The organism is Vibrio sp. 1751 (assembly GCF_033339895.1).
Classification (GTDB): domain Bacteria; phylum Pseudomonadota; class Gammaproteobacteria; order Enterobacterales; family Vibrionaceae; genus Vibrio; species Vibrio alginolyticus.
Map to the genome: position 1 here is coordinate 20,075 of NZ_JAWOVM010000005.1, position 21,283 is coordinate 41,357.

Genomic DNA, 21,283 nt, shown 5'->3' on the forward strand with positions numbered 1-21,283 from the left:
AAGTCATTGTTATGTTCAATTGGTTTGAAAAACTGACCCAACCCTTTCCCCAGATGGAAACCGAAAAGCCACCGAAGACGCTATTTGGCTTTTGTCGTTTTTACACTCGTGGCTTTGAAGCCCCTTTACTCGTTATGGCAGTGTTCAGTGCGCTTATTGCCATCACAGAGGTGACGCTGTTGCGTTATATGGGCGAGCTCGTCGATATTCTCTCTAATCAAGATCGCGCAACATTCTGGCAAGACCAGGGTGATCGCATGCTAATGATGCTGTTCTTAGTGGCGGTTGTGATGCCAGCTCTCGGTTTTGTCCACTCAATGGTGATGCACCAAACGTTATTGGGTAACTACCCGATGTCTATCCGTTGGTTGATTCACCGTTACTTGCTAAAACAAGCGGTTGGATTTTTCCAGCGTGACTTTGCAGGCCGAGTTGCGACCAAAGTGATGCAAAGTGCGTTAGCGGTACGAGAAACGGTCATGAAGCTGGTGGATGTACTGGTTTATATCAGCGTTTATTTTCTTTCGATGCTCTGGATGATGGGCGAAGCTGATGGTTTGCTAATGTTGCCTATTGTGATTTGGATAGGAATGTACGCGGTTATCCAGTTCTACTTTATCCCTAAAATGAAACAAGTAGCGACGGAGCAAGCGGATGCTCGTTCTGTAATGACTGGGCGCATTGTCGATTCTTACACCAACATATCTACCGTAAAGCTATTCGCGCACTCGCAACGAGAGTTGGAATACGCAGAAAGCAGCATGAAGCAATTTTTGGTGACGGTTTACCGCCAAATGCGCATGGTGACTTGTTTACTGTTTAGTGTGGATGCCATCAACTATTTGCTGCTGATGTCTATTAGTGCCATTTCGGTTTATCTATGGCTAGATCACGCTGTAACAATTGGTGCTATTGCGATTGCCATCAGTATTGCGTTGCGCGTACAAGGTATGTCGAAGTGGATCATGTGGGAAGTTAGCGCACTGTTTGAAAACATCGGTACAGTAGTAGACGGTATTAATACGATTTCAAACGATGTTGAAGTGAAAGACGTACCAAATGCTAAGCCTTTGCAAATCTCTCAAGGTGAGATCTGCTTTGATCACGTAGGTTTTAACTACAGTGATGAGAAGGCAGTATTTGAGAACTTGAATCTGACTATCAAACCGGGCGAAAAAGTCGGCATTGTCGGTCGCTCTGGGGCAGGTAAATCCACGTTGGTCAACTTGTTGCTGCGCTTTTACGACGTAAATAGCGGTAAGATTTGTATTGATGGACAGGACATTTCTCAAGTTGAACAAGAGTCGCTTCGCCAACACATCGGTATGATCACGCAAGACACCTCTTTGCTACATCGCTCAATTAAAGAGAACATTCTTTACGGTGATCCAGATGCTTCAATGGATGCCGTTATCGCAGCTGCTGAGAAAGCACATGCTCATGATTTCATTCAATCTCTACGAGACGAGCAAGGTAACGTTGGTTATGACGTTGAAGTGGGTGAACGCGGTGTGAAGCTGTCTGGTGGTCAGCGTCAACGTGTGGCGATTGCTCGCGTTCTGCTGAAAAACGCGCCAATTTTGATCATGGATGAAGCAACGTCTGCACTTGATTCAGAAGTAGAATCGGCAATTCAAGAAAACCTTGAAGTTCTGATGGAAGGAAAAACAGTGATTGCGATTGCTCACCGTTTATCAACGATTGCCGCGATGGATCGTTTGATTGTAATGGATGACGGCAAAATCATTGAGCAAGGCTCGCATTACGAGCTGCTGCAATTGGGTGGTGTTTACGCTCAGTTGTGGAAGCATCAAACCGGCGGTTTTTTGTCTGAGCAAGGTGATGCTCAACTGCAAGTCATCTAATATGACGCTACACGAAAGAGGAGCAAATGCTCCTCTTTTTTGTGTCTGTCGTTTATACCGAGTAAGTAGGCGTTAATGGGCAACGTTAACTTGTGATTATTCATTGAGTTAGGCCAACTTAATGGTGATTATGTTTATAACTCACTGTCGTTATTGAATTTTTTACGCTTTTTTTACGCGAACTCCGAATGGGCTTTTGCTAAAGTTTTCTACATCGAATTTTGGTTGATGTATTTTATGTTTGTTCAATGGCGAGATAACACCTTTCTCTTTTCTACTACCGTGATTGTTGGCGCGGTTGTGGTCTCATGGCTGTTAGACCAACTGTTTGGCTCTACAGCCGCAGTCCTGCTGATTTTACAGTTAGCAGTCGTGGTAGTGGCGTTTCAATGCAACTCGCGATTCGCTTATGCGGCGGCGGTGATCGAAGCGTTGAGCTTCAACTTCTTTTTCACGACGCCTCGTTACTCTTTGCAGATGTTTCGTCCGGAAGACATTTTTAATTTAGTCGTGTTTATGGTGGTGGCATTTATCACCAGCACCTTTGCGGATCTTTATCGTCGCCAGCAGGGAGAATTAAAACAAACCAAGCTGCAAAACAGCATCCTGCTATCGGTGTCCCATGACCTACGCACGCCGTTGGCAACCATTATTGGAACACTGACCACACTCAACGAGTACATGCCCAAGCTCAATGACTTAGAGCGCAAAGAATTGCTCGACAGTGCGACTTCAGAAAGCCACCGCTTGCATCAATATATAGAGAACCTCTTACAGGCGACTAAGCTCCAACACGGCACATTAAAAATTACCAAAAAAGATGAGCCTATTGCGAATATTGTGCGGGATGCGGTTTCTCGTTTGCCGAATTACACCGAGAAAGTATCCATGAATATGGATGATGCCGTTGGCTATTTGTCAGTAAGTCGTTCGCTCATCGAACAAGCGATTTTTAATGTGCTGGATAATGCCATGCGATTTTCACCAGAGAATGAATCTGTCGAGGTTTCACTTTCTAAGCAGGGTTCGTCGTGCGTGATTGATGTTCGGGACATGGGGATTGGCATCAAAGCTGAAGATGCGGAAAAAATATTCAACCTTTTCTATTCCGGTGTGAACAACAAATCGGCCGATTCAGGCACCGGAATGGGACTCGCGGTTGCCAAAGGTATCATCACCGCACACCATGGATATATTCAATCTATGCCAGTATCAGAAGGGACGCTGATCCGCATTCGACTTCCACTCAATCAAGGAGCAGAGCAGGCGTGAGTTACAAAGTTTTAGTTGTGGACGATGAGCCTCGCATTCATACCTTTATTCGAATTTCGCTGTCTGCTGAAGGGTTTGATTACATTGGCGCGAGTACCATTGCAGAAGCCAAAGCGTGTTTCGAAGCGTATTCGCCGCACGTAATTCTGCTAGATTTAGGCTTGCCCGACGGCGATGGGGCGGAGTTTCTCACTACGCTTCGTCAGACGTATAAAACGCCAGTGCTAGTGCTGACAGCTCGCGATCAAGAAGAGGAAAAAATCCGCCTTTTAGAAGCGGGCGCGAATGATTACTTGAGCAAGCCTTTTGGCGTAAAAGAGCTCATCGCGCGCATCAAAGTGCTGGTTCGAGATTTGGTGGATGAGCAAACCGTCGCTGATGAGCTGGTGGCTGGCCGAGTCAAAATCATCAAAAGTACTCACCAATTTTGGTTGGATCAGAGGGAAATTCCACTCACCAAGAAAGAGTTTTCTTTCATTGAACAGTTGATTCTCAAGCCGGGAAAACTCATTGAGCAAACTCATTTGCTAGCGGTGATTTGGGGAAAAAGTCATGTCGAAGACACTCACTACTTACGCGTGTTAGTGAGTCAACTACGCAAAAAACTGAACGATAGTGCTGACGAACAGCGGCTATTAAAAACCGAGCCAGGGCTGGGTTATCGTTTAGTGCTTGAGACGTCCAAGCACTACTAAATTCCAAATTTAATCAACGTTAATGCCAAGGTTTAGTGTTGGTTATCGGCACTCGAACAGGATTCGTGTTGCCTATTTTCCGTGACGGAAAACCAGTCTAACCCTTAACGCATTAGCATTTTCTATACATAAAACACAGTTAGGTATTGATATGGCTCACTTTACAGTAATTGGTCTAGGGCGATTTGGCGTTGCCGCCAGCTTAGAACTTATTCATCTTGGACACACCGTAACGGGGGTGGATAGCGACCCTAAAATCGTCGAAAAATACGTCGAAGAGTTAACGCAAGCGGTCATATGTGACGCAACAGACGAAGGTGCACTCAGAGAGTTAGCGTTAGCGAACAGTGATGTGGTGTTGGTAGCGATTGGCGAAGACATGCAAGCCAGTTTGTTGTGTACGCTGGCGCTGAAAAATCTGGGTGTGAAATCTATTTGGGTCAAAGCTAGCACCAAAGCGCACCATACCATCGTGTCTAAGCTTGGTGTACAACGCATTATTCATCCGGAAGAGGAGATGGGCGTAAGAGTCGCGCAGGCACTCAACTATCCGATGGTGAATAACTATTTGGAAATGGGGCATGGTTTGTATGTGGTGGAAATCCACGTTAAATCCAATCTGCACGATACACCGCTTTCTAAGTTGATCAGCCGAGGTAGTTACAACATTCAGCCGATATTGGTGAAGCGCGAAGAAGCCGTCTACACCAATATCAATGATGAGTTTGTGCTTAATGAGTTCGACACGCTGTTGCTTTGCGGTAGTCGCGCTGAGCTGAAATACGTCGCTCCAAGGTTGGTGTAACATGGTTTTGTGGCATCCCTCTATTATCCCAATCGAGCGAAAACCCAAAGCGGGCAAAAAATTGTTGGGCGCACCGCCATTAATACTTAGCCTCAGCTTTGCGTGCTTGATCATGCTCGGCACGGTCTTACTCAAACTGCCGATTGCCACCACAGAGCCCATCACTTGGATTCAAAGCCTGTTTACTGCGACATCGGCCATTACGGTGACGGGATTAGTTGTGGTGGACACGGGCACGGCGTTTACGCCTTTTGGGCAAGTGGTTATTGCTTTCCTGATTCAATGTGGTGGCCTAGGTTTAATGACGTTTGCCATCGTGACCTTGCTGGCTCTGGGCGGAAAAATTGGCTTTTTGGAGCGAGCCGTCGCGAGAGAGGCGTTCAACCAAACTGACTCATCGACACTCATTGCCACTGCTAAATCTGTATTGATGTTCGCTCTGCTCGTTGAACTTATTGGTTTCACTATTTTGAGCGTTTATTGGAGTGAAGAGCTGGGTTGGAAAACCAGTTTGTTCCATGGTTTCTTCTACACCATCAGTGCGTTTAACAATGCAGGTTTTGCGTTGAGTGCCGATAGCTTAATGCCTTACGTGGACGACCCGGTCGTTAACTTCACCATTACCAGTTTGTTCATTATTGGTGGTTTAGGCTTCTCGGTTTGGATTGACTTAAAACGCAATCGCCGTTGGCACCGACTCACCGTTTACAGTCGAATGATGATCTTAGGCACGGTGATCATTAACGTGGTGGCACTTATCGCCATTTACCTGATTGAATATGATAACCCCAACACGCTTGGCCCTTTGAGCGAAGCAGGGAAATGGTGGGCATCGTGGTTTCAAGCGGTGACGCCAAGAACGGCAGGGTTCAACACTTTAGCTATCGATCAGTTGGAAGATGCCACAACGGCGATCATTCTGGTGTTGATGTTTATCGGCGGTGGATCATTGAGTACGGCAAGTGGCATTAAAGTTGTGACATTTATAGTGTTAGTCTTGGCGACTTACAGCTATTTGCGTCGCGATGAAGCAACCTATGCCTTTCAACGCAAGATTCCCAAAGAGACCATCAGCAAGGCATTGGCGCTGACTCTGATCTCGGTGGGCGTGACTTGGTTTGCCATATTCACGCTGTTACTGACAGAGAAAGCGTCTATGTTAGATATTATGTTCGAAGCGGTCTCGGCACTGGGTACGGTTGGTTTGTCGCGAGGCTTAACGGGCAGTTTGTCCGAACCGGGTGAGTTAGTGATCATCTTCATGATGTTTATGGGACGATTAGGCCCCCTTACTTTGGCGTACTTCTTAGCCAGTCCAAGAAAGAAAAAAGCGCGTTACGCGAGCACTAAATTGGCAATAGGGTAAATGGGCTAACTCGAAGAAAGTGAGCAAAAGGCTAGGCAAAAGAGGAGTAACTGCTCCTCTTTTTGTGCTCGTTGTAGCCACGAAACTGTATACGGCAGTCTCTCTCACAACAATTTATGATTCATCTCTATTTTTTATCATTTATAAATTGTCGTTTTTGGGGTGTTGTCCAGAATGGCATTATCCACGTGCAACATAAGATTGCCGGGAATAAAAATAATTACAATACTGCCTTACTGGAAGATACATGAAAATCAAACCCCTCCCACCTTTAAATAGCCTCGTTGCGTTTGAAGCGTCGGCGCGGCACTTGAGTTTTACATTAGCCGCTGACGAACTAAACGTGACCCAAGGTGCTATCAGTCGCCAAATTAGACAATTAGAAGAATACTTAGGCAAGGCTATGTTCACGCGAGCCAATCGAAGCATTAATTTAACGCCTACAGGTCTTCAATATTATCAAGCTGTCAGCCAATCTTTGCTCGATATTGCTCAAATCACGGGTGAAGTGAAGAAGTGGCAGGGCGAACAAAAGATCACGGTTGCGACGACAAATGCAATGGCAGCCTTGTGGTTGTTGCCTAAGGTTGCTCAATTTCAAAATGAACATGATGACATCGATATAAGGATATTGGCCTCAGATAATGTGTTGGACTTACGCCGATTAGATTGCGATATCGCCTTGTTTTATTGTCGCACTCCACCTGCAGAAATGGACGTGACAACGCTATTTTCTGAAGAAGTATTCCCTGTGTGTAGTCCGCTTTATTTAGAGAAAATCGGCCAGCCTAATGAGCCAGAAGAAATCTTCAATAAAACGTTACTCTATCTGGAAGAGTCTCAAAGAGATTGGGTGAACTGGGAGCAGTGGTTTGCGAGTGTAGGATTGCCAAATATTTCGCCTCGTAATCGCATGAACATCAATAACTATCCAATGCTGTTACAAGCGGCAATTAATGGTCAGGGAATCGCGTTAGCCTGGGGGTCATTAGTGGACGACTATTTACAAAGCGGTGCTTTAGTTAGGCCAGTCGAACACGTGCTTTCAACACCTTCCAATTTCTCTATGCTTGAACCTAAAAATAGAGGTTTAATCCCAGCAAGCGTCAAGCGTTTTAGAGAGTGGCTTTTGCAACAGTTGCCAGATGAGGTGGGTGATCGAGGTTTAGCCTAAATCAATAAGCAGAGAAAATAACAGAGTTTGGTCATGTTAAAAAAGCGGGAGTACCAGTTCCCGCTTTGTTTTAATTGATTGATGAAACGACTCACTAACTTAGTACTGGTCCCTGATTGAGTGTGGAATCATCTTTTAGTGAGGATGTTGAAGCAATAGGCTCGGAAACCACTGTTTTGCTTTCAACAAGCGGTTCAACAGGACCATCAAGTTTCTCTTGCTCTGGGTGAACATGCTCTGGAAGCATTGCCCATGGCTTAGGTTCGCGTCGAATACTATGAAACAGCGTTAAGCTCATCACCGCGATAAAAATGGCGATAGGGAAACCGGCAATAATGGAGGCCGTTTGCATTGCTTTTAACCCTCCTGCGTATAGAAGTACTCCCGCAATGGCTGCGATCATGATCCCCCACAATACGCGTATAGAGGTGGGAGGCTCACTGTGCCCAGCGGCATCGAGGGTACATAGAACCAAGGTACCCGAGTCTGCGGAGGTAATGAAATAAGTACCGAGCAATAGACACGCAAGCACGCTAAGGAGTTTACCAAACATACCTGTATCTAGATTGTCGAATAGCGTAAACAAAGCGCGCGTCGTATCGGCTTTAGTCGCTTCAAGAATCGGGCCGCCAGAAAAATCCGCAGGTGGTGTTTGTTTGGCTTCTTGTGCCGCAGTGACTTGCTCTTGATGAGCAAAACGAGCGTCTTGCTCTACCTTCAACGCTGCACCACCAAATACTGAAATCCATAAAAACGTGATTAGCGTAGGTACGATTAATGCGCCACCGATAAGTTCACGTATTGTGCGTCCTTTAGAGATACGAGCCACAAACATGCCAACGAAAGGTGCCCAAGTCATCCACCAAGGCCAGTAATAAGCCGTCCACCAGTTTTGCCAGCCAGAGTCATTCTGTGCATCGCTCCATAAGCTCATACCGACAATGTTTTGTGCATAAAGCCCCGTACTTTCGAGTAGCGTATTTAAGATATAGCGAGTTGGACCAATGTAAAGTACGACTAGCACGAGTGCGAGTGAAAGCAGCATGTTCCATTCTGATAAACGGCGAATACCTTTTCCTACACCAGATAGCACCGACGCAACCGCACAAGTACAAAGGGAAACGATAATAAAGAGTTGAATCCCCAAACTAATGTCTAGACCAAAGGCTTGATTCAAACCAGAGTTTATTTGGATAACTCCCATCCCCAAGGTTTGAGAGATACCGAAAGCAGTCACCGCGACTGTTAGGATATCAACCGTGTGTCCGATAGGCCCATAAATACGATCACCAATCAAAGGGTACAAGATAGAGCGTAGGGTAAAAGGCAGATCTTTACGGTAGGAAAAGTAAGCTAATGCGAGTGCAACAATGATAAAGACAGACCAAGGATGTAGACCCCAGTGAAAGAATGTCAGTTTCATTGATGTTGTTGCGGCTTCATTGGTCAGGCCTTGAGTAAATGGGTTGTCAGCGTAATGCCACATCGGTTCGGCGACCGACCAGAAAATTAAGCCTATCCCCATGCCTCCGGAAAAAAGCATGGATACCCAAGACAAATAACTAAACTCTGGTTTTTCGTCATCTTTACTCAAACGAATATGCCCATATCGACTAACCATAAGGTAAAGAAGAAAACCGACAACGAGTGAAACAAGTCCGATGTAAAACCACTTCATATTCTGTAGCAAAATGCCGGAAATCGTTTCGAAGTATTGGCCCGCTTGGTTGGCGAGAATGGCGCAGAAAAGTACAAAACCGATAACGACGATCTTTGATGCGATTGTCACAGTCGGATTGAGTCCTTTCAATATCCCAGATGTTGCTCTCATAGGCATCCCTCACAGTGCGTTTGTTTTAGCGTTATTGTTTGTTGCGTTATTGTTAATTTTTGAAAGAGAGTAGAGAGAGGGCTTTTGTGTTTCAACTGATTAATACTCATCGGTTAATGAGTATTAATCATGACAAGAAGATCATTGTTAATTAAAAGGTTATTTTTTTGTTCGAGATCAATGCATGAATGACAAAAACTCATCCAAGCCCGGCGAAAAAGTCGTTTGTTTGTTGCCGGATTGTTAATCAAAATCATCTCCACTAACACAACACGACGTTGTACGCACTGGATGCAACTCGACTCTCGGAGATAAGAATATGAGCAATGTCAACCAAACCATTATTCCTGTTGAACTTGTTGATAATGTACTGAACCCAATCAGTGAAGCAACAGGAATGCCGAATCAGGCCTACACCAGCGAAGAGTATTTTACTTTTGAGCGTGATCAGGTGTTTGGTAACACTTGGGTATGTATTGGTTTTGCATCAGACCTGCTTAAAAATGGTTATGTGATGCCACTTGATTTCATGAATCTTCCACTACTCATGATGAGAAATCGCCAAGGTGAAGTCCAAGTTTTCCACAACGTATGTAGTCATCGTGGTATGAAGCTGGTTCATGAGGCAGGCGAAGTTCAAGGCATGATTCGCTGTCCTTACCATTCATGGACGTACGATCTTGACGGCAATCTAAAAGGCACACCACACATTGGTGGTATCGCAAAACATAAAGATGATCGATTTAAGTGTGAAAAGCACGGCCTTAAGCCACTTCGTTCAGCCATTTGGATGGACATGGTATTCGTCAACTTATCGGGCAAAGCAGAAAGCTTTGAAGAGCATATCGCGCCGCTAGAGCAACGTTGGCAGCAATTCTTAGGTGAAGAAGGATTAGGGCTTCTTCGCCGCGTGAACATGGGTGGCAACTTAGAGATAGAAGTGAAAAGTAACTGGAAGCTTGCCGTAGAAAACTACTGTGAAGCTTACCACTTACCTTGGGTGCATCCGAGTTTGAATAGTTATTCTCGCCTAGAGGATCACTACAACATCATGTTTGCAGAGCGTTTTGCTGGCCAAGGTAGTCTCGCATACAACCTCTCTGATACTGCAGGAACACACTTACCTAAATTTCCAAGCTGGCCAGAAGATAAACTGCGTCATGCAGAATACGTTGCACTCTTTCCAAACGTGTTGCTTGGTATTCAAGCCGATCATGCCTTTGCGATGATGATTGAACCAATCACTGCGAATAAGAGTGTTGAGCACCTACGTGTTTTCTATGTGGGTGATGAAGCAACGAAAGATGAGTTCGCTGCGTGCCGTACTGCTACCGTTGAGTCATGGCGAGTCGTATTCGGCGAAGATATTGGAGCGGTCGAGGGCATGCAGGAAGGTCGTTACTCACCTGGCTTTGGTGGTGGTGTGTTCTCACCAGAAATGGATGTTCCGACGCATTTCTTTCAAACCTGGTTGGCAAAGCAAGTGAAAGCGGCACTGGAGCAGTAATATGATGCATTACCTTAATTATATTGATGGTGAGTGGTGCGATTCAGAGCAAGCGCTGACCATCATGAACCCTGGCACAGCCGAAGCGTATGCGACGGTTGCAGAAGCCACTATCACCGATGCCGACCGCGCAATGGCAGCGGCACGTCGAGTAGTCAATCAAGGCGTTCTTTCGGACGTTCGTCCAGCCGTCAGAACCGAGTGGATGTTAAAAGCCGCCGCGGCTATTCGTGAAATGGTTGATGAAGGTGGGTTAGTTGCCTGCCGTGAAAATGGGAAATCTTTGCAAGATGCCAAAGATGAGTTTTTAGAATCGGCACGTTACTTCGAATACTACGCTGGCATGGCCGACAAGCTGGAAGGCACGTCAATTCCGTTGGGTAAAGATTATGTCGATTTCACCCAATATGTGCCGTTTGGTGTGTCAGTGCAGATTGTGCCGTGGAATTTCCCAGTTTCTATTTGTGCACGCTCATTAGCACCTGCATTAGCTGCTGGTAACGCAGTGGTGATCAAATCGCCAGAGATTTCCCCACTCGCTATGACGTTGTTGATTAAAGCGATTGAAAAAGCGGGTTTCCCAAAAGGCGCGATTAACTTGCTATGTGGCAAAGGCTCCGTAGTTGGCAGCCACTTGGTGCAGCATCAAGACGTTGATCAAATTGTCTTTACAGGTTCTGTGCCGACCGGCCAACGCATACTGAAAGATTCAGCGCAACGCGCCACACCATCTGTGATGGAGCTGGGTGGTAAATCGGCCGCTATCGCACTGAAAGATGTGAGTCTCGAAACGCTTTTACAAAGCGTTCAAGTCGGTATTTTCTTTAACGCTGGTCAAGTTTGTTCGGCAATGTCTCGTTTGCTAATTCAAAAAGAGCGTTATGAAGAAGTAAAAGCGGCGGTAGTGAAAATGGCGCAAGACCTAACCATTGGTCAAGGTGAAAGCCAGCCGGATATAACACCGTTGGTATCGGCTGATCAACAAGCGCGCGTGCTTGAAATGATAGAACAAGCAAAAGCCGACGGCGCGAACATCCTAACGGGTGGATACGCCCCTGATTTGTCGGGTTACTTTGTGGCACCGACGGTGATTGAAGCCTCACCAGATATGCGTATTGCTCAAGAAGAAGTGTTTGGTCCTGTACTGGTAATTACACCGTTTGAAACCGAGCAAGAGGCCGTTGAAATCGCGAATGGCACCGATTTTGGCCTGGTCGCTGGTGTCTTTGGTGAAAGCCTAAACCAAACATTGCGTGTGGCACAGCAACTGCGTGGTGGACAAGTGTTCATCAATGAATGGTTTGCTGGTGGCATCGAAACACCATTTGGTGGCGTGGGCTTGTCCGGGTTTGGGCGAGAAAAAGGACAAGAAGCGATTTATAGCTACGTCCAGACACGCAATATTGCCATTCGTTTGCAGCAAGACAGCAACGTATAGCTACCGTGTAACTGTATTTTCATCACCTCGTACCGGCTTGGATTTCAGACCACAAGCTAGGGCGAGGTTGATGGAATCACAACAAATCTGACAGCGGTTTGTAAACACGGAAATTCTGAACAAGGTAGTTGGAGTATAAGTGATGAGAAAGTGGCTCTGTATTATTTGCGGCTTAATCTATGATGAAGCACAAGGTTGGCCATCCGATGGCATTGCACCAGGAACAGCATGGGAAGATGTACCGGATGACTGGTTATGTCCTGACTGTTTAGTGGGTAAGGCCGATTTTGAAATGATCGAAATTACCGACGATGCGCCAGTAGAAGAGGTCGCGGCAGTGTCTTCGGTATCGGTAGGATCGTCTGTTCAGCCAAATACTGCTCAGCCTCTTCCATCTGAAGTTACTCAACCTGTATTCTCAAATGACCCTATCGTTATCATCGGTAGTGGCCACAGTGGTTACCAGTTGGCGGCGGCACTTAGAGCGCAATCTGAGACGGTTCCGATCACTGTCTTTACCGCTGATGATGGCGCACTGTACAGCAAGCCTGCCTTGTCTAATGCACTGGTCATGAATAAAGACGGCGACGCGCTACAAAGTGAGAGCGCGTTGGAGTGGGAAAGCCGTCTCAACATCCGAGTTTACCCGCATACCCGTGTTGAACAGATCGATCGTGCCAATTCAACGTTACATACCTCCATCGGTAAATACGCCTACAGCCGCTTGGTACTGGCAACAGGTGCATCACCGATTGAAATCCCAATTGAGGGCGATCGCTCTTGGGTTATGAGTGTGAACGACTTAGTTGATTACCGCCGTTTCAGAGCGGAGCTGCAAGACAAAAAGCGCATCGCGATCCTAGGTGATGGCTTAATTGGCTGTGAGTTCGCAAATGATCTGATCGAAAGCGGTTATGAAGTAACAGTTATCGGGTTGGGTCAATGGCCAATGGAGCGTTTGATCCCGCAACAGTTGGGTGAATCATTACAAAGCGCACTTGCCGATCGAGGCGTGCAATGGGCTCTACAAGACAGTATCACCAGAATCGAGCCAAGGTCCGCATCCAGTGCGGTTTTACATCTAAACAGTGGCAAGCAGATTGAAGCAGATCTAGTGCTGAGCGCGGTTGGACTCAAGCCAAATGTTTCTCTGGCTGAGCGCGCGGGGCTTGAAGTTGGCCGGGGCATTAAAGTGAATCAATTCGGCCAGACGAGTGATGAGAATATTTACTCGCTAGGTGACTGTGTTGAAACTGAGCAAGGTTGGCAGCCCTATATTGCACCGATTAATCAAATGATCCCTTCTGTAGCGAAAAGCTTGCTAGGCGATGTCGCCCCTATCTCGTTAACACCAACTCCAGTGATTGTAAAAACGCCGATTCTTCCACTCACGATTTTCCCGGTAGCCGCTGAAGAACAGGGACAATGGTACATCGAGACCCAAGCAGATGAATTGACCGCTGCGTTTTATTCACCAGAAGGAGCAATGCTCGGTTTTGCGTTGCTAGGAAGAAAAGTACAGTCATTACGCGGCCCTTGGCTAGATCAATTGTCACTGAAACTGTCAGCAGCGTAGCGGAGAAAAAAGATGATTCATTTACCCAATGATGACGTGACGTGTGGTTGGTACCATGCGTTGCCAAGTATTCCAGAAAAATCGGCGTTAAAAGGTAAACAAAGTGCTGACTATGCCGTGTTAGGTGCCGGTTTCGCAGGCCTAGCTATGGCAAGACGTTTAGCTGAACTTATGCCTAATGCACGAATTATACTGATTGATGCGCAACGTATCGGCCAAGGGGCTTCAGGAAGAAATTCGGGCTTTGTTATCGATTTGCCTCATAAGTTTTCACTTGAGCATCCCGACCCTGAGCACAAGCAAAAGTTATTATCACTCAACCGTTCTGCGATTGCTCAGCTAAACACTTTAGTGTCGAAGCACAGTATTTCTTGTCAGTGGTCAGCAAAGGGCAAATATCAAGGAGCCGTAGGGGCGCGCGGTGAAGCATATCTCGATCACTTTGAGCACCTAATGAAAGACCTTGGCGAACCATACTTCCATGTTAATGGCAGTGAGCTGGCGAAAGTCTTGGGAACCAACTACTACAGCCGAGCAATTTACACGCCAGGTGGTTATTTAATGCAACCTGCTGCTTTGGTGCGTGGGCTAGGGGAAAGCCTTCCAGAGAACGTCGAGGTGTTAGAAAACTCGCCAATCCGCAAGCTCAGTAAAGAAAACGGTTGCTGGGTATTACATGGAGATAGTGGCTCTGTTGAAACCCCTGAACTGCTGCTTGGGACCAGCATTTTTACTCGGGAGTTTGGTTATCTTAAAAACAGATTACTTCCAGTGATGACGTTTGCAAGCTGGACGCGTCCATTAACCGACGCAGAAATGCAGCGATACGGAGGTGAGCTGAATTGGGGGTTAACTCCAGCTGATCATGCGGGAACGACGTTACGTATGACCGCCGATCGACGTATTTTGATCCGCAATACTTACAAACACGTGCCGAAATATGGCTCAAGCATGAACGATAAAGTCAGAGAACAAATTCGCGACGATCATCGTCAGGTCTTTCTGGCGCGTTATCCCGAGCTGGCCGACGTACCATTTACTCACACATGGGGTGGGGTGTATGCCATCTCTCGTAACTTTACTAACTTTTTCGGCCAATTAGATGAAGGTGTTTATGCCAGCGCTTGTGACAATGGTGTTGGTGCTGCGTGGGGAACCATTTCTGGAACACTGTTAGCTGACTATGTCGTTGGTGCGACATCTAAATCATTGGATGACATACAGCAAGTGACAGGAATGCCTTGTTTGAATCCGCCAGAGCCTTTTTTAGGTTTGGGAGTAAAAACGCGTATCCAATTAGCAAAATGGCAAAGCCGGAGTGAATTATGAAGCAAGTCAAACTCGTTGATAGTAAAAACCTAGATTTCAATGTTCGTGGTGATACGCCGGGAATGGCGTACGTAGCCCGAGCGTTAAGCCCGGAAATTTCACCAAACATTGGCGTAGGCTTTGCTAAATGGGAAGGCGCTCAAGTGGCTTGGACGGTGCTTTATGATGAAGTTATTTTCGTGATTGAAGGCTGTTTCGAGCTGACCGCAAATGGTGAAACACATTTTGTGCACCCAGGTCAGATGCTGTGGATACCGGAAGGAACTGAATTGGTTTATGGTGGGCATGCTCTGTTCGGCTATGTGGTTCATCCAGGAAACTGGAAAGAGTTACATGGTATTGAATGACTTTTATCATTTAGTAGTGTCTCGGAAAGGCAAAACAAAAAACCGATTTTTACCCATGAGTTTTCGTAAAAGAACTTAATCTCAATGGAGCAAGGGTTTCTTACTTGCTATGTTTCTTGGTCACGTTTCCAGACGTGTTAGACCTTTCTCAATTGCTATTTTATCTATCAAAAAGGGAAGCCTTGGCTTCCCTATAATGAGTCTTCTTTTGGCTTGGCTAAATCTTTTATTTTAGCTCAAATTTACCCTGCATGATTGCCCAGTGACCCGGGAACGAACAGAAGAATGAATAGTCACCGCCGGCTTTCATTTTCTCAGTACTGAACGTAATGCTGGTGCTTTCACCGCCACCAATTACTTTTGTGTGAGCGTAGACGCGATCATCATTTGGTTTTACGTAGTTATTTTCTGCTCCAGCTGCCATGCCATCAGTACCGACTGCTTGTAGGTTGGCTGTGTCAGAGATGACCACGTTGTGACCCATCGATTGCGCTGGCATCTTACCTGTGTGATTCAGTGTCAGTTTTACCTCTTTACAAGTGGCTGGTACGCTCAATGTTTTAGTAGAAAACTGCATCATATCGTTAGCATCTAATGACACTTCACACTCGGCACTGGCTTGGGCACCAAAGCTCATTCCGACTAATGCGAAGGTTGTTGCTAATAAACGTAAAGACATATAACACTCTCCATTTTGTATTTTAGGCTGACTTGGATTGATCTTATCCAATAGTTCTCATTATCAGCCAATTTTCACTCCAAAAACGTGCTTCAATCGGTATATTGACGTTTTGTTGCAAGCTTGTACTGGTCAGTTCCGCTATTTGATCACTCAAATGCCTTATTTCATGCGATTGCGTGAGTTAAATCAAAAGTCGTGATTAGCCAGAGTTAAGGTGAAATTAATCTCGCTAAACGGGTGGAAGAATCGTTTGGTTTTAAGGTATTGGAGAGGTTTCGAGAAAGAAGCTCAGCTAAATTGCTGAGCTTCTATAGAACAGACGACAAGTAAACCTAGCGAGTTTGTTTTAACGCATGCAACACATCATGCAGTGAAGGTGCGACAGTATGGCCTAATTGCTTTATTTCGTCACAAGGCTCAACCAAATCAGGGATTTGATAAGTGATCATGTTCGCTGCTACAGCAGCACGCACGCCATTATTTGAATCTTCAAAGGCGAGACATTTGGTTGGATCTACGCTTAGACGACTTGCTGCAAGCAGGTAGATCTCTGGATCAGGTTTGCCGTGTGACACTTCACAGCCTGTCGTTAAGTTGTCGAAATACTTGCTTAGGCCCGCTAACTCCAACTTCTTCTGTGCCACTTCTTTTGCTGTAGAAGTGGCGACTGCAATTGGCAACCCTTGGCCTTTCAACCACTCAAGCAGCTCAATCACCCCTTCTTTTACCGGTATCGCTTGGTGCTTAACCACAGCGTCGTAACGGTCGCGCCACTCTTGGTGTAAGCGGTCAAGATCATCCCCATAAGCTTTACGAAAAATCACTTCAATGCCCGCTGCATTGCGACCAATGATTGAAAGGTAAACATCTTTATAGAAGGGTAGGTTCTGGGCTTCACATGCTTCTTGGAAAATATGCATACAGACGCGCTCAGTATCAAGGAGCAAACCATCCATATCAAAAATAGCAGCTTGGTAGTTCATTACATTAAGACTTTTTGGTTGGGATGGCGCATTTTGACACAAGCAGATCGTTTTTTCTTCTAAAAATTAGAACTTGATTTTGATCCTATGAGTTCACATTGCCTCTGAACACACTATACACAGAGTCTATAAATTAGGTGTGAAATATAATATTTTTAAAATTATAAAAATTTCAGTTAAATAGATAAAACTCTATCTTAATATAAGCTAGAGTTTTATTAATATTCTATTGTTATTTTAACTATTGGATAATTTATTAATAGTTAAAATTAATAATAAAATAATACCAAGTCACGATTGTTTACGACTGCATGAGTGTACCAGCTCTTGACTTCAGATATTTGTTGCTCTGATAAGCCTCCGAAGTCAACGTTATCTTGGTGAATATCTTGATTTTTTATCATAAAAAAAACAGGGAAATCGTCAGGGAGTGGGAATTTTATGGGATAATCGGTATTAGTGAATGGAATATCGCAGAAATCGTTTACATCGCAAGGATACCAAGAGTTATTGGATAAGTAATAACCAGTGATCTTACATATAGCTTCAAGCAAGTAAGCATAGGCGTAACCCAAGTGACTGTATTTTATCTCTTCAGACAGCATCTGCATAAGAAGCTCTTCAGCTCGGATGCTTTCGCCACTACTTTCCAGCATTTCATTAATCACTTTAAAGGAGTCTTGACACCTTTCCATGATGGCTTTTTCTAGCTCTGGATTACGCTCATTCTTTAGTACGTTAAAAACCTTTTCAGTATCTAATGAATATACTGTCGCCCCATATCCCATATTTTATTCTCCTCACTTTTATACAGTTAAATTCATTTAAGTGTTTTTATCGAAGGGATTATATTTTGATGTTTTTTGAAGGTAAAGTGTATACATAGAGGTTGTATTTATTATGATGAACTTTGAAAGTTTAGATTCTTAAAATAAATACTATATATTTAATTTTATTAGATCTGGCTCATAAAAATACCTTAACTATTATTGTGTTTATTGTTAAGGGTTATTAAATCTGTGAGGTGGTTCAAGACAATAAAATTTAGAAGAAAATACCGTCAAACTTAGGTGGCTATTCTATCTGAGCACTCAGCTCACTACTTATAGTGGGCTGAGTGAGCGGTTGGGCATCGGCTCTTTATTTGGCGATGAATATGCCATATTAGGTGATATTCGTTAGTGTCTATTTTATCCCTAGCCGTTTTGCTAATCGGTGCAAATTGCCGTTATCTAATTCAAGCTGACGTGCCGTTGCTGCCCAGTTACCTTGGTTCTCTTCCAGAACTCGAACAATCATCGCTTTTTGGAAGGCGTCTGTGGCAGGCTTTAATCCACCTTCTGGTAGCTCAAGCCGAGAGTTTTGCTCCGTTTCTTCAACGTTCTTGATGTTCTGATTCGGCGTTCGAATATCAAAATCTTGCTCAACCAACTCAATGTCCATGGCGTGAGTACGTGCTTTTGCCAAAACACCGGCACGTTTAATTACATGCTCAAGCTCTCGCACGTTGCCTGGCCATGAATAGTCTTTGAGTGCTTGCACTAAAGTGGGGGACAAACGAATGCTGTTCAATCCCAATTTGCTTCTTAAGCGTTCGGCAAAAAAGCCTGCGAGTAATACCACATCGTCTTCACGTTCACGAAGAGGTGGAACATGAAGCGGGAAGACACTTAAACGATGATACAAGTCGGCTCGGAAGCGACCAGCAGTCACTTCTTCATGCAATATACGGTTTGTGGCGGCGACGATGCGTGTGTTGACTCGAATATGGCGGTCATCACCCACACGTTGAATGTCTCCATATTGTAGAGCTCGAAGTAACTTGGCTTGCAGCTCTAACGACAGTTCGCCGACTTCATCCAAAAATAGTGTGCCGCCATCGGCTTGTTCGAACTTACCTTTACGATTGCTGATTGCGCCCGTAAATGCGCCTTTGATATGTCCGAACAACTCGCTTTCCGCGACCGATTCGGGCAGCGCTGCACAGTTGAGGTAAACCAAGGTATTGTTCGAGCGGCTAGAACGATGGTGAATAGCGCTGGCAACCAACTCTTTACCTACGCCCGTTTCGCCCATGACCAGCACGGACAATTCCGTATCGGCGACTGCATCAATCTGCTCTTGAAGATTCTTCATTCCCTGAGAGTTGCCAATGATTTCGTTGCTCAAGGTGCGTTTCTCAGCGTAAGAGTCACGTGGCAGGCTCGCTTGTGTCTCTAGTTGTTCTAGTAGGAGTGCAGTGTGTAGGCCACCTGCTGCCAACGCGCTGACAAAACGTAACTCTTGGTTGCGTAGCCCATCAAATTGATTGGGGTCGAAGGCGTCAATCGTAATGGCACCAATCAGTTGATCGTCGATCAGCAGAGGTAAACCAATGCAGGAATGGACATGCAGTTTGTCATCGTGGTTTGGAATCAAGCCATCGTATGGATCAGGTAAGTCGCTGTCGGAGGGAAAGCGCACGATATCGCCTGCTCGGGCAATGGCTTCTAATCTTGGGTGCTGCTCAATGGAAAAACGGCGTCCAAGCACTTCTTTCGCCAATCCATTGATCGCTAAAGGTTTAAAGTGCTGGTCTTCATACAAAAGAAGGGCAGAAGAGTCACACTTCAATACATCTCGAATCGTGGTTAATAACGTATCGAAGCGAGCCTGTTGAGTGAGCGCCGAGTTAAGGTCTTGCGTGATGTGTAGCCATTGTGCGATTAAAGAAGTCATAGCCAATACCAGTTGTGTCAATATGACTATTGTAGTGTCTTAATGACAATTTTCAACTGTGTCTAAATGACACTTGTTAAAGTTGATTTTTAATTAAGGTTTTGAAATATATAGTAATTAAAAGTTGGCACGCCCAGTGCAATACAAGAAGAAATTATTTTTGTTTATCCCGTCATTCAAGGTAGTAATTATGACAATTCACGTAAAAAACAACATTCACTGGGTAGGTCAACGCGATTGGGAAGTTCAAGACTTCCACGGTACAGAATACAAAATGACAAAAGGTACCAGCTACAACAGTTATCTAATTCGTGAAGAGAAAACCGTATTGGTTGATACGGTCGATCATCGATTCAGTCAACAATTCATCCAAAATTTAGAAATGGAAATCGACCTTAAGTCTATCGACTTTATCGTAGTAAACCATGCTGAAGAAGATCACTCAGGCGCATTGTCGGCATTGATGGAGAAGATTCCGAACACGCCAATTTACTGTACAGAAGCGGCGATTGATTCGATTGTGGGTCATCATCACCATCCTGAGTGGAACTTCAAAACCGTAAAAACGGGCGATAGCATTGATATTGGTAACGGTAAGCAATTGGTCTTCGTGGAAGCGCCGATGCTGCATTGGCCGGACAGTATGATGACTTACCTAACGGGCGATGCAGTGTTATTCAGTAACGACGCATTTGGTCAGCACTACTGCGATGAACGCTTATTCAATGATGAAGTGGATCAAAATGAGTTGATGGAACAGTGTTTGCGTTACTACTCAAACATCTTAACGCCATTCAGCAGCTTGGTAACCGCTAAAATCAAAGAAGTGCTGAGCTTCAATTTGCCTGTCGACATGATCGCCACGTCACACGGTATTGTATGGCGCGATAATCCGGTTCAAATCATCGAGCAATACTTAGCATGGGCAGACAATTATCAAGAAGATCGCATTACGATTTTCTACGATTCAATGTCAAACAACACTCGAATGATGGCCGATGCCATTGCGCAAGGCATTCACGATGTCGACCCTGGCGTGGCGGTCAAAGTCTTTAATGTCTCTAAGCATGATAAGAATGAAATTCTCGCCAACGTATTCCGCTCAAAAGGCATCTTGGTTGGTTCTTCTACCATGAATAACGTCATGATGCCGAAGATCGCAGGCATGCTAGAAGAAATTACCGGTCTGCGCTTTAAGGCGAAGAAAGCCGCTGCGTTCGGTAGCTACGGTTGGAACGGTGGTGCGGTGGATCGTATCCATGCTCGATTGACTGACGCAGGCTTTGAAACCGCAGTGAGCTTGAAAACAAAATGGCGACCAGATGGTAAAGCGATGCGTGAATGTCGCGAACATGGTCAGAACATCGCGAAATTGTGGGCAAAGCATGACCTGACTAGTCCTGTTCTTGCTCCGGCGATTGCTGCGTCTGCACCACAAGTTCAATCACAACCCGCTGCACAAGTAGCAACACAAGCGGTAGTAGATGCTGCTCCTAGCAACCCTAGTGCCGAGGCGCATCCTGCAGATTGCCAATGCATGGTTTGCACCGTTTGTAATTGGGTATACGACCCAGCTAAAGGCGAGCCTAATCAAGGCGTTGAACCGGGTACGGCATGGTCTGAAGTGCCAGATTACTTCTTGTGCCCAGAATGTCACTTGGGTAAAGACGTCTTTGTCGAATACAACGGGTAAGG

Annotated in this window: 17 protein-coding genes and 1 pseudogene; 13 read left to right on the top strand and 5 right to left on the bottom strand. The window is 45.3% G+C overall.

The annotated features are described in order from the left end of the window. Positions 1 to 11 precede the first annotated feature (11 nt). The 6 genes from R7041_RS03320 (at position 12) to gcvA (ending at position 7,177) form a co-directional block, all read left to right on the top strand. Positions 12 to 1,865, top strand: a complete 1,854-nt coding sequence (locus tag R7041_RS03320; RefSeq protein WP_042521744.1) for an ABC transporter ATP-binding protein — start codon at positions 12 to 14, stop codon at positions 1,863 to 1,865. A 237-nt stretch (positions 1,866 to 2,102) separates the two neighbouring features. After that, positions 2,103 to 3,137 (top strand): DUF4118 domain-containing protein, encoded by a 1,035-nt coding sequence (locus tag R7041_RS03325; protein ID WP_054576626.1) that lies wholly within the window; start codon positions 2,103 to 2,105, stop codon positions 3,135 to 3,137. Continuing rightward, on the top strand, positions 3,134 to 3,832 hold the full coding sequence (locus tag R7041_RS03330) for a response regulator transcription factor (protein ID WP_054576620.1): 699 nt from the start codon (positions 3,134 to 3,136) through the stop codon (positions 3,830 to 3,832). The genes R7041_RS03325 and R7041_RS03330 overlap by 4 nt, the downstream gene beginning before the upstream one ends. Positions 3,833 to 3,983: 151 nt before the next feature. Further along, positions 3,984 to 4,637 carry a potassium channel family protein gene (locus R7041_RS03335; RefSeq protein WP_005375180.1) on the top strand — a complete coding sequence of 218 codons (654 nt, stop codon included), beginning with the start codon at positions 3,984 to 3,986 and terminating at the stop codon, positions 4,635 to 4,637. A gap of 1 nt (position 4,638) precedes the next feature. Further along, positions 4,639 to 6,003 carry a TrkH family potassium uptake protein gene (locus R7041_RS03340; RefSeq protein WP_005375181.1) on the top strand — a complete coding sequence of 455 codons (1,365 nt, stop codon included), beginning with the start codon at positions 4,639 to 4,641 and terminating at the stop codon, positions 6,001 to 6,003. Between the two features lie 247 nt (positions 6,004 to 6,250). Next, positions 6,251 to 7,177: a transcriptional regulator GcvA gene (gcvA, locus tag R7041_RS03345; protein WP_005375182.1), complete on the top strand. Its 927-nt coding sequence runs from the start codon at positions 6,251 to 6,253 to the stop codon at positions 7,175 to 7,177. A 94-nt stretch (positions 7,178 to 7,271) separates the two neighbouring features. Here gcvA and R7041_RS03350 read toward each other — a convergent pair whose 3' ends face one another. Continuing rightward, positions 7,272 to 9,008: a BCCT family transporter gene (locus tag R7041_RS03350; RefSeq protein WP_054574470.1), complete on the bottom strand. Its 1,737-nt coding sequence runs from the start codon at positions 9,006 to 9,008 to the stop codon at positions 7,272 to 7,274. Positions 9,009 to 9,327: 319 nt separating this feature from the next. On the opposite strand from R7041_RS03350, the gene R7041_RS03355 reads away from it, so the two are divergent. From R7041_RS03355 to R7041_RS03380, 6 genes and pseudogenes are all read left to right on the top strand, one after another. Then, positions 9,328 to 10,515 carry an aromatic ring-hydroxylating oxygenase subunit alpha gene (locus R7041_RS03355; protein WP_054574469.1) on the top strand — a complete coding sequence of 396 codons (1,188 nt, stop codon included), beginning with the start codon at positions 9,328 to 9,330 and terminating at the stop codon, positions 10,513 to 10,515. 1 nt (position 10,516) lies between these two features. Further along, positions 10,517 to 11,953 (top strand): aldehyde dehydrogenase family protein, encoded by a 1,437-nt coding sequence (locus R7041_RS03360; protein WP_206949086.1) that lies wholly within the window; start codon positions 10,517 to 10,519, stop codon positions 11,951 to 11,953. Positions 11,954 to 12,095: 142 nt separating this feature from the next. Further along, positions 12,096 to 12,257, top strand: a pseudogene (locus R7041_RS03365) (rubredoxin); the annotation flags it as partial. After that, complete coding sequence (locus tag R7041_RS03370; RefSeq protein ID WP_231972289.1) at positions 12,246 to 13,529, top strand: NAD(P)/FAD-dependent oxidoreductase; 1,284 nt, start codon at positions 12,246 to 12,248, stop codon at positions 13,527 to 13,529. The pseudogene R7041_RS03365 and the gene R7041_RS03370, both read left to right, overlap by 12 nt. Before the next feature lie 12 nt (positions 13,530 to 13,541). Next, complete coding sequence (locus R7041_RS03375) at positions 13,542 to 14,858, top strand: NAD(P)/FAD-dependent oxidoreductase (protein WP_005385877.1); 1,317 nt, start codon at positions 13,542 to 13,544, stop codon at positions 14,856 to 14,858. Next, positions 14,855 to 15,205, top strand: a complete 351-nt coding sequence (locus tag R7041_RS03380; protein WP_025768531.1) for an ethanolamine utilization protein EutQ — start codon at positions 14,855 to 14,857, stop codon at positions 15,203 to 15,205. Before R7041_RS03375 ends, R7041_RS03380 begins: the two co-directional genes overlap by 4 nt. A gap of 226 nt (positions 15,206 to 15,431) precedes the next feature. On the opposite strand, the gene azu is transcribed toward R7041_RS03380, so the two are convergent. The 4 genes from azu to norR all read right to left on the bottom strand — a co-directional run bounded on the left by azu (position 15,432) and on the right by norR (position 19,588). After that, positions 15,432 to 15,884, bottom strand: coding sequence for an azurin (azu, locus tag R7041_RS03385; RefSeq protein ID WP_005375211.1), 453 nt, complete (start codon positions 15,882 to 15,884; stop codon positions 15,432 to 15,434). 335 nt (positions 15,885 to 16,219) lie between these two features. Further along, positions 16,220 to 16,870, bottom strand: a complete 651-nt coding sequence (locus tag R7041_RS03390; protein ID WP_053307895.1) for an HAD family hydrolase — start codon at positions 16,868 to 16,870, stop codon at positions 16,220 to 16,222. 269 nt (positions 16,871 to 17,139) lie between these two features. After that, positions 17,140 to 17,658: a transcriptional regulator gene (locus tag R7041_RS03395; RefSeq protein ID WP_206949085.1), complete on the bottom strand. Its 519-nt coding sequence runs from the start codon at positions 17,656 to 17,658 to the stop codon at positions 17,140 to 17,142. 397 nt (positions 17,659 to 18,055) lie between these two features. Then, positions 18,056 to 19,588, bottom strand: coding sequence for a nitric oxide reductase transcriptional regulator NorR (gene norR, locus R7041_RS03400; protein WP_206949084.1), 1,533 nt, complete (start codon positions 19,586 to 19,588; stop codon positions 18,056 to 18,058). Between the two features lie 190 nt (positions 19,589 to 19,778). On the opposite strand from norR, the gene norV reads away from it, so the two are divergent. Next, a complete protein-coding gene (norV, locus tag R7041_RS03405; RefSeq protein ID WP_169628849.1) occupies positions 19,779 to 21,281 on the top strand; it encodes an anaerobic nitric oxide reductase flavorubredoxin in 1,503 nt (500 codons plus the stop codon). Positions 21,282 to 21,283: the final 2 nt, after the last annotated feature.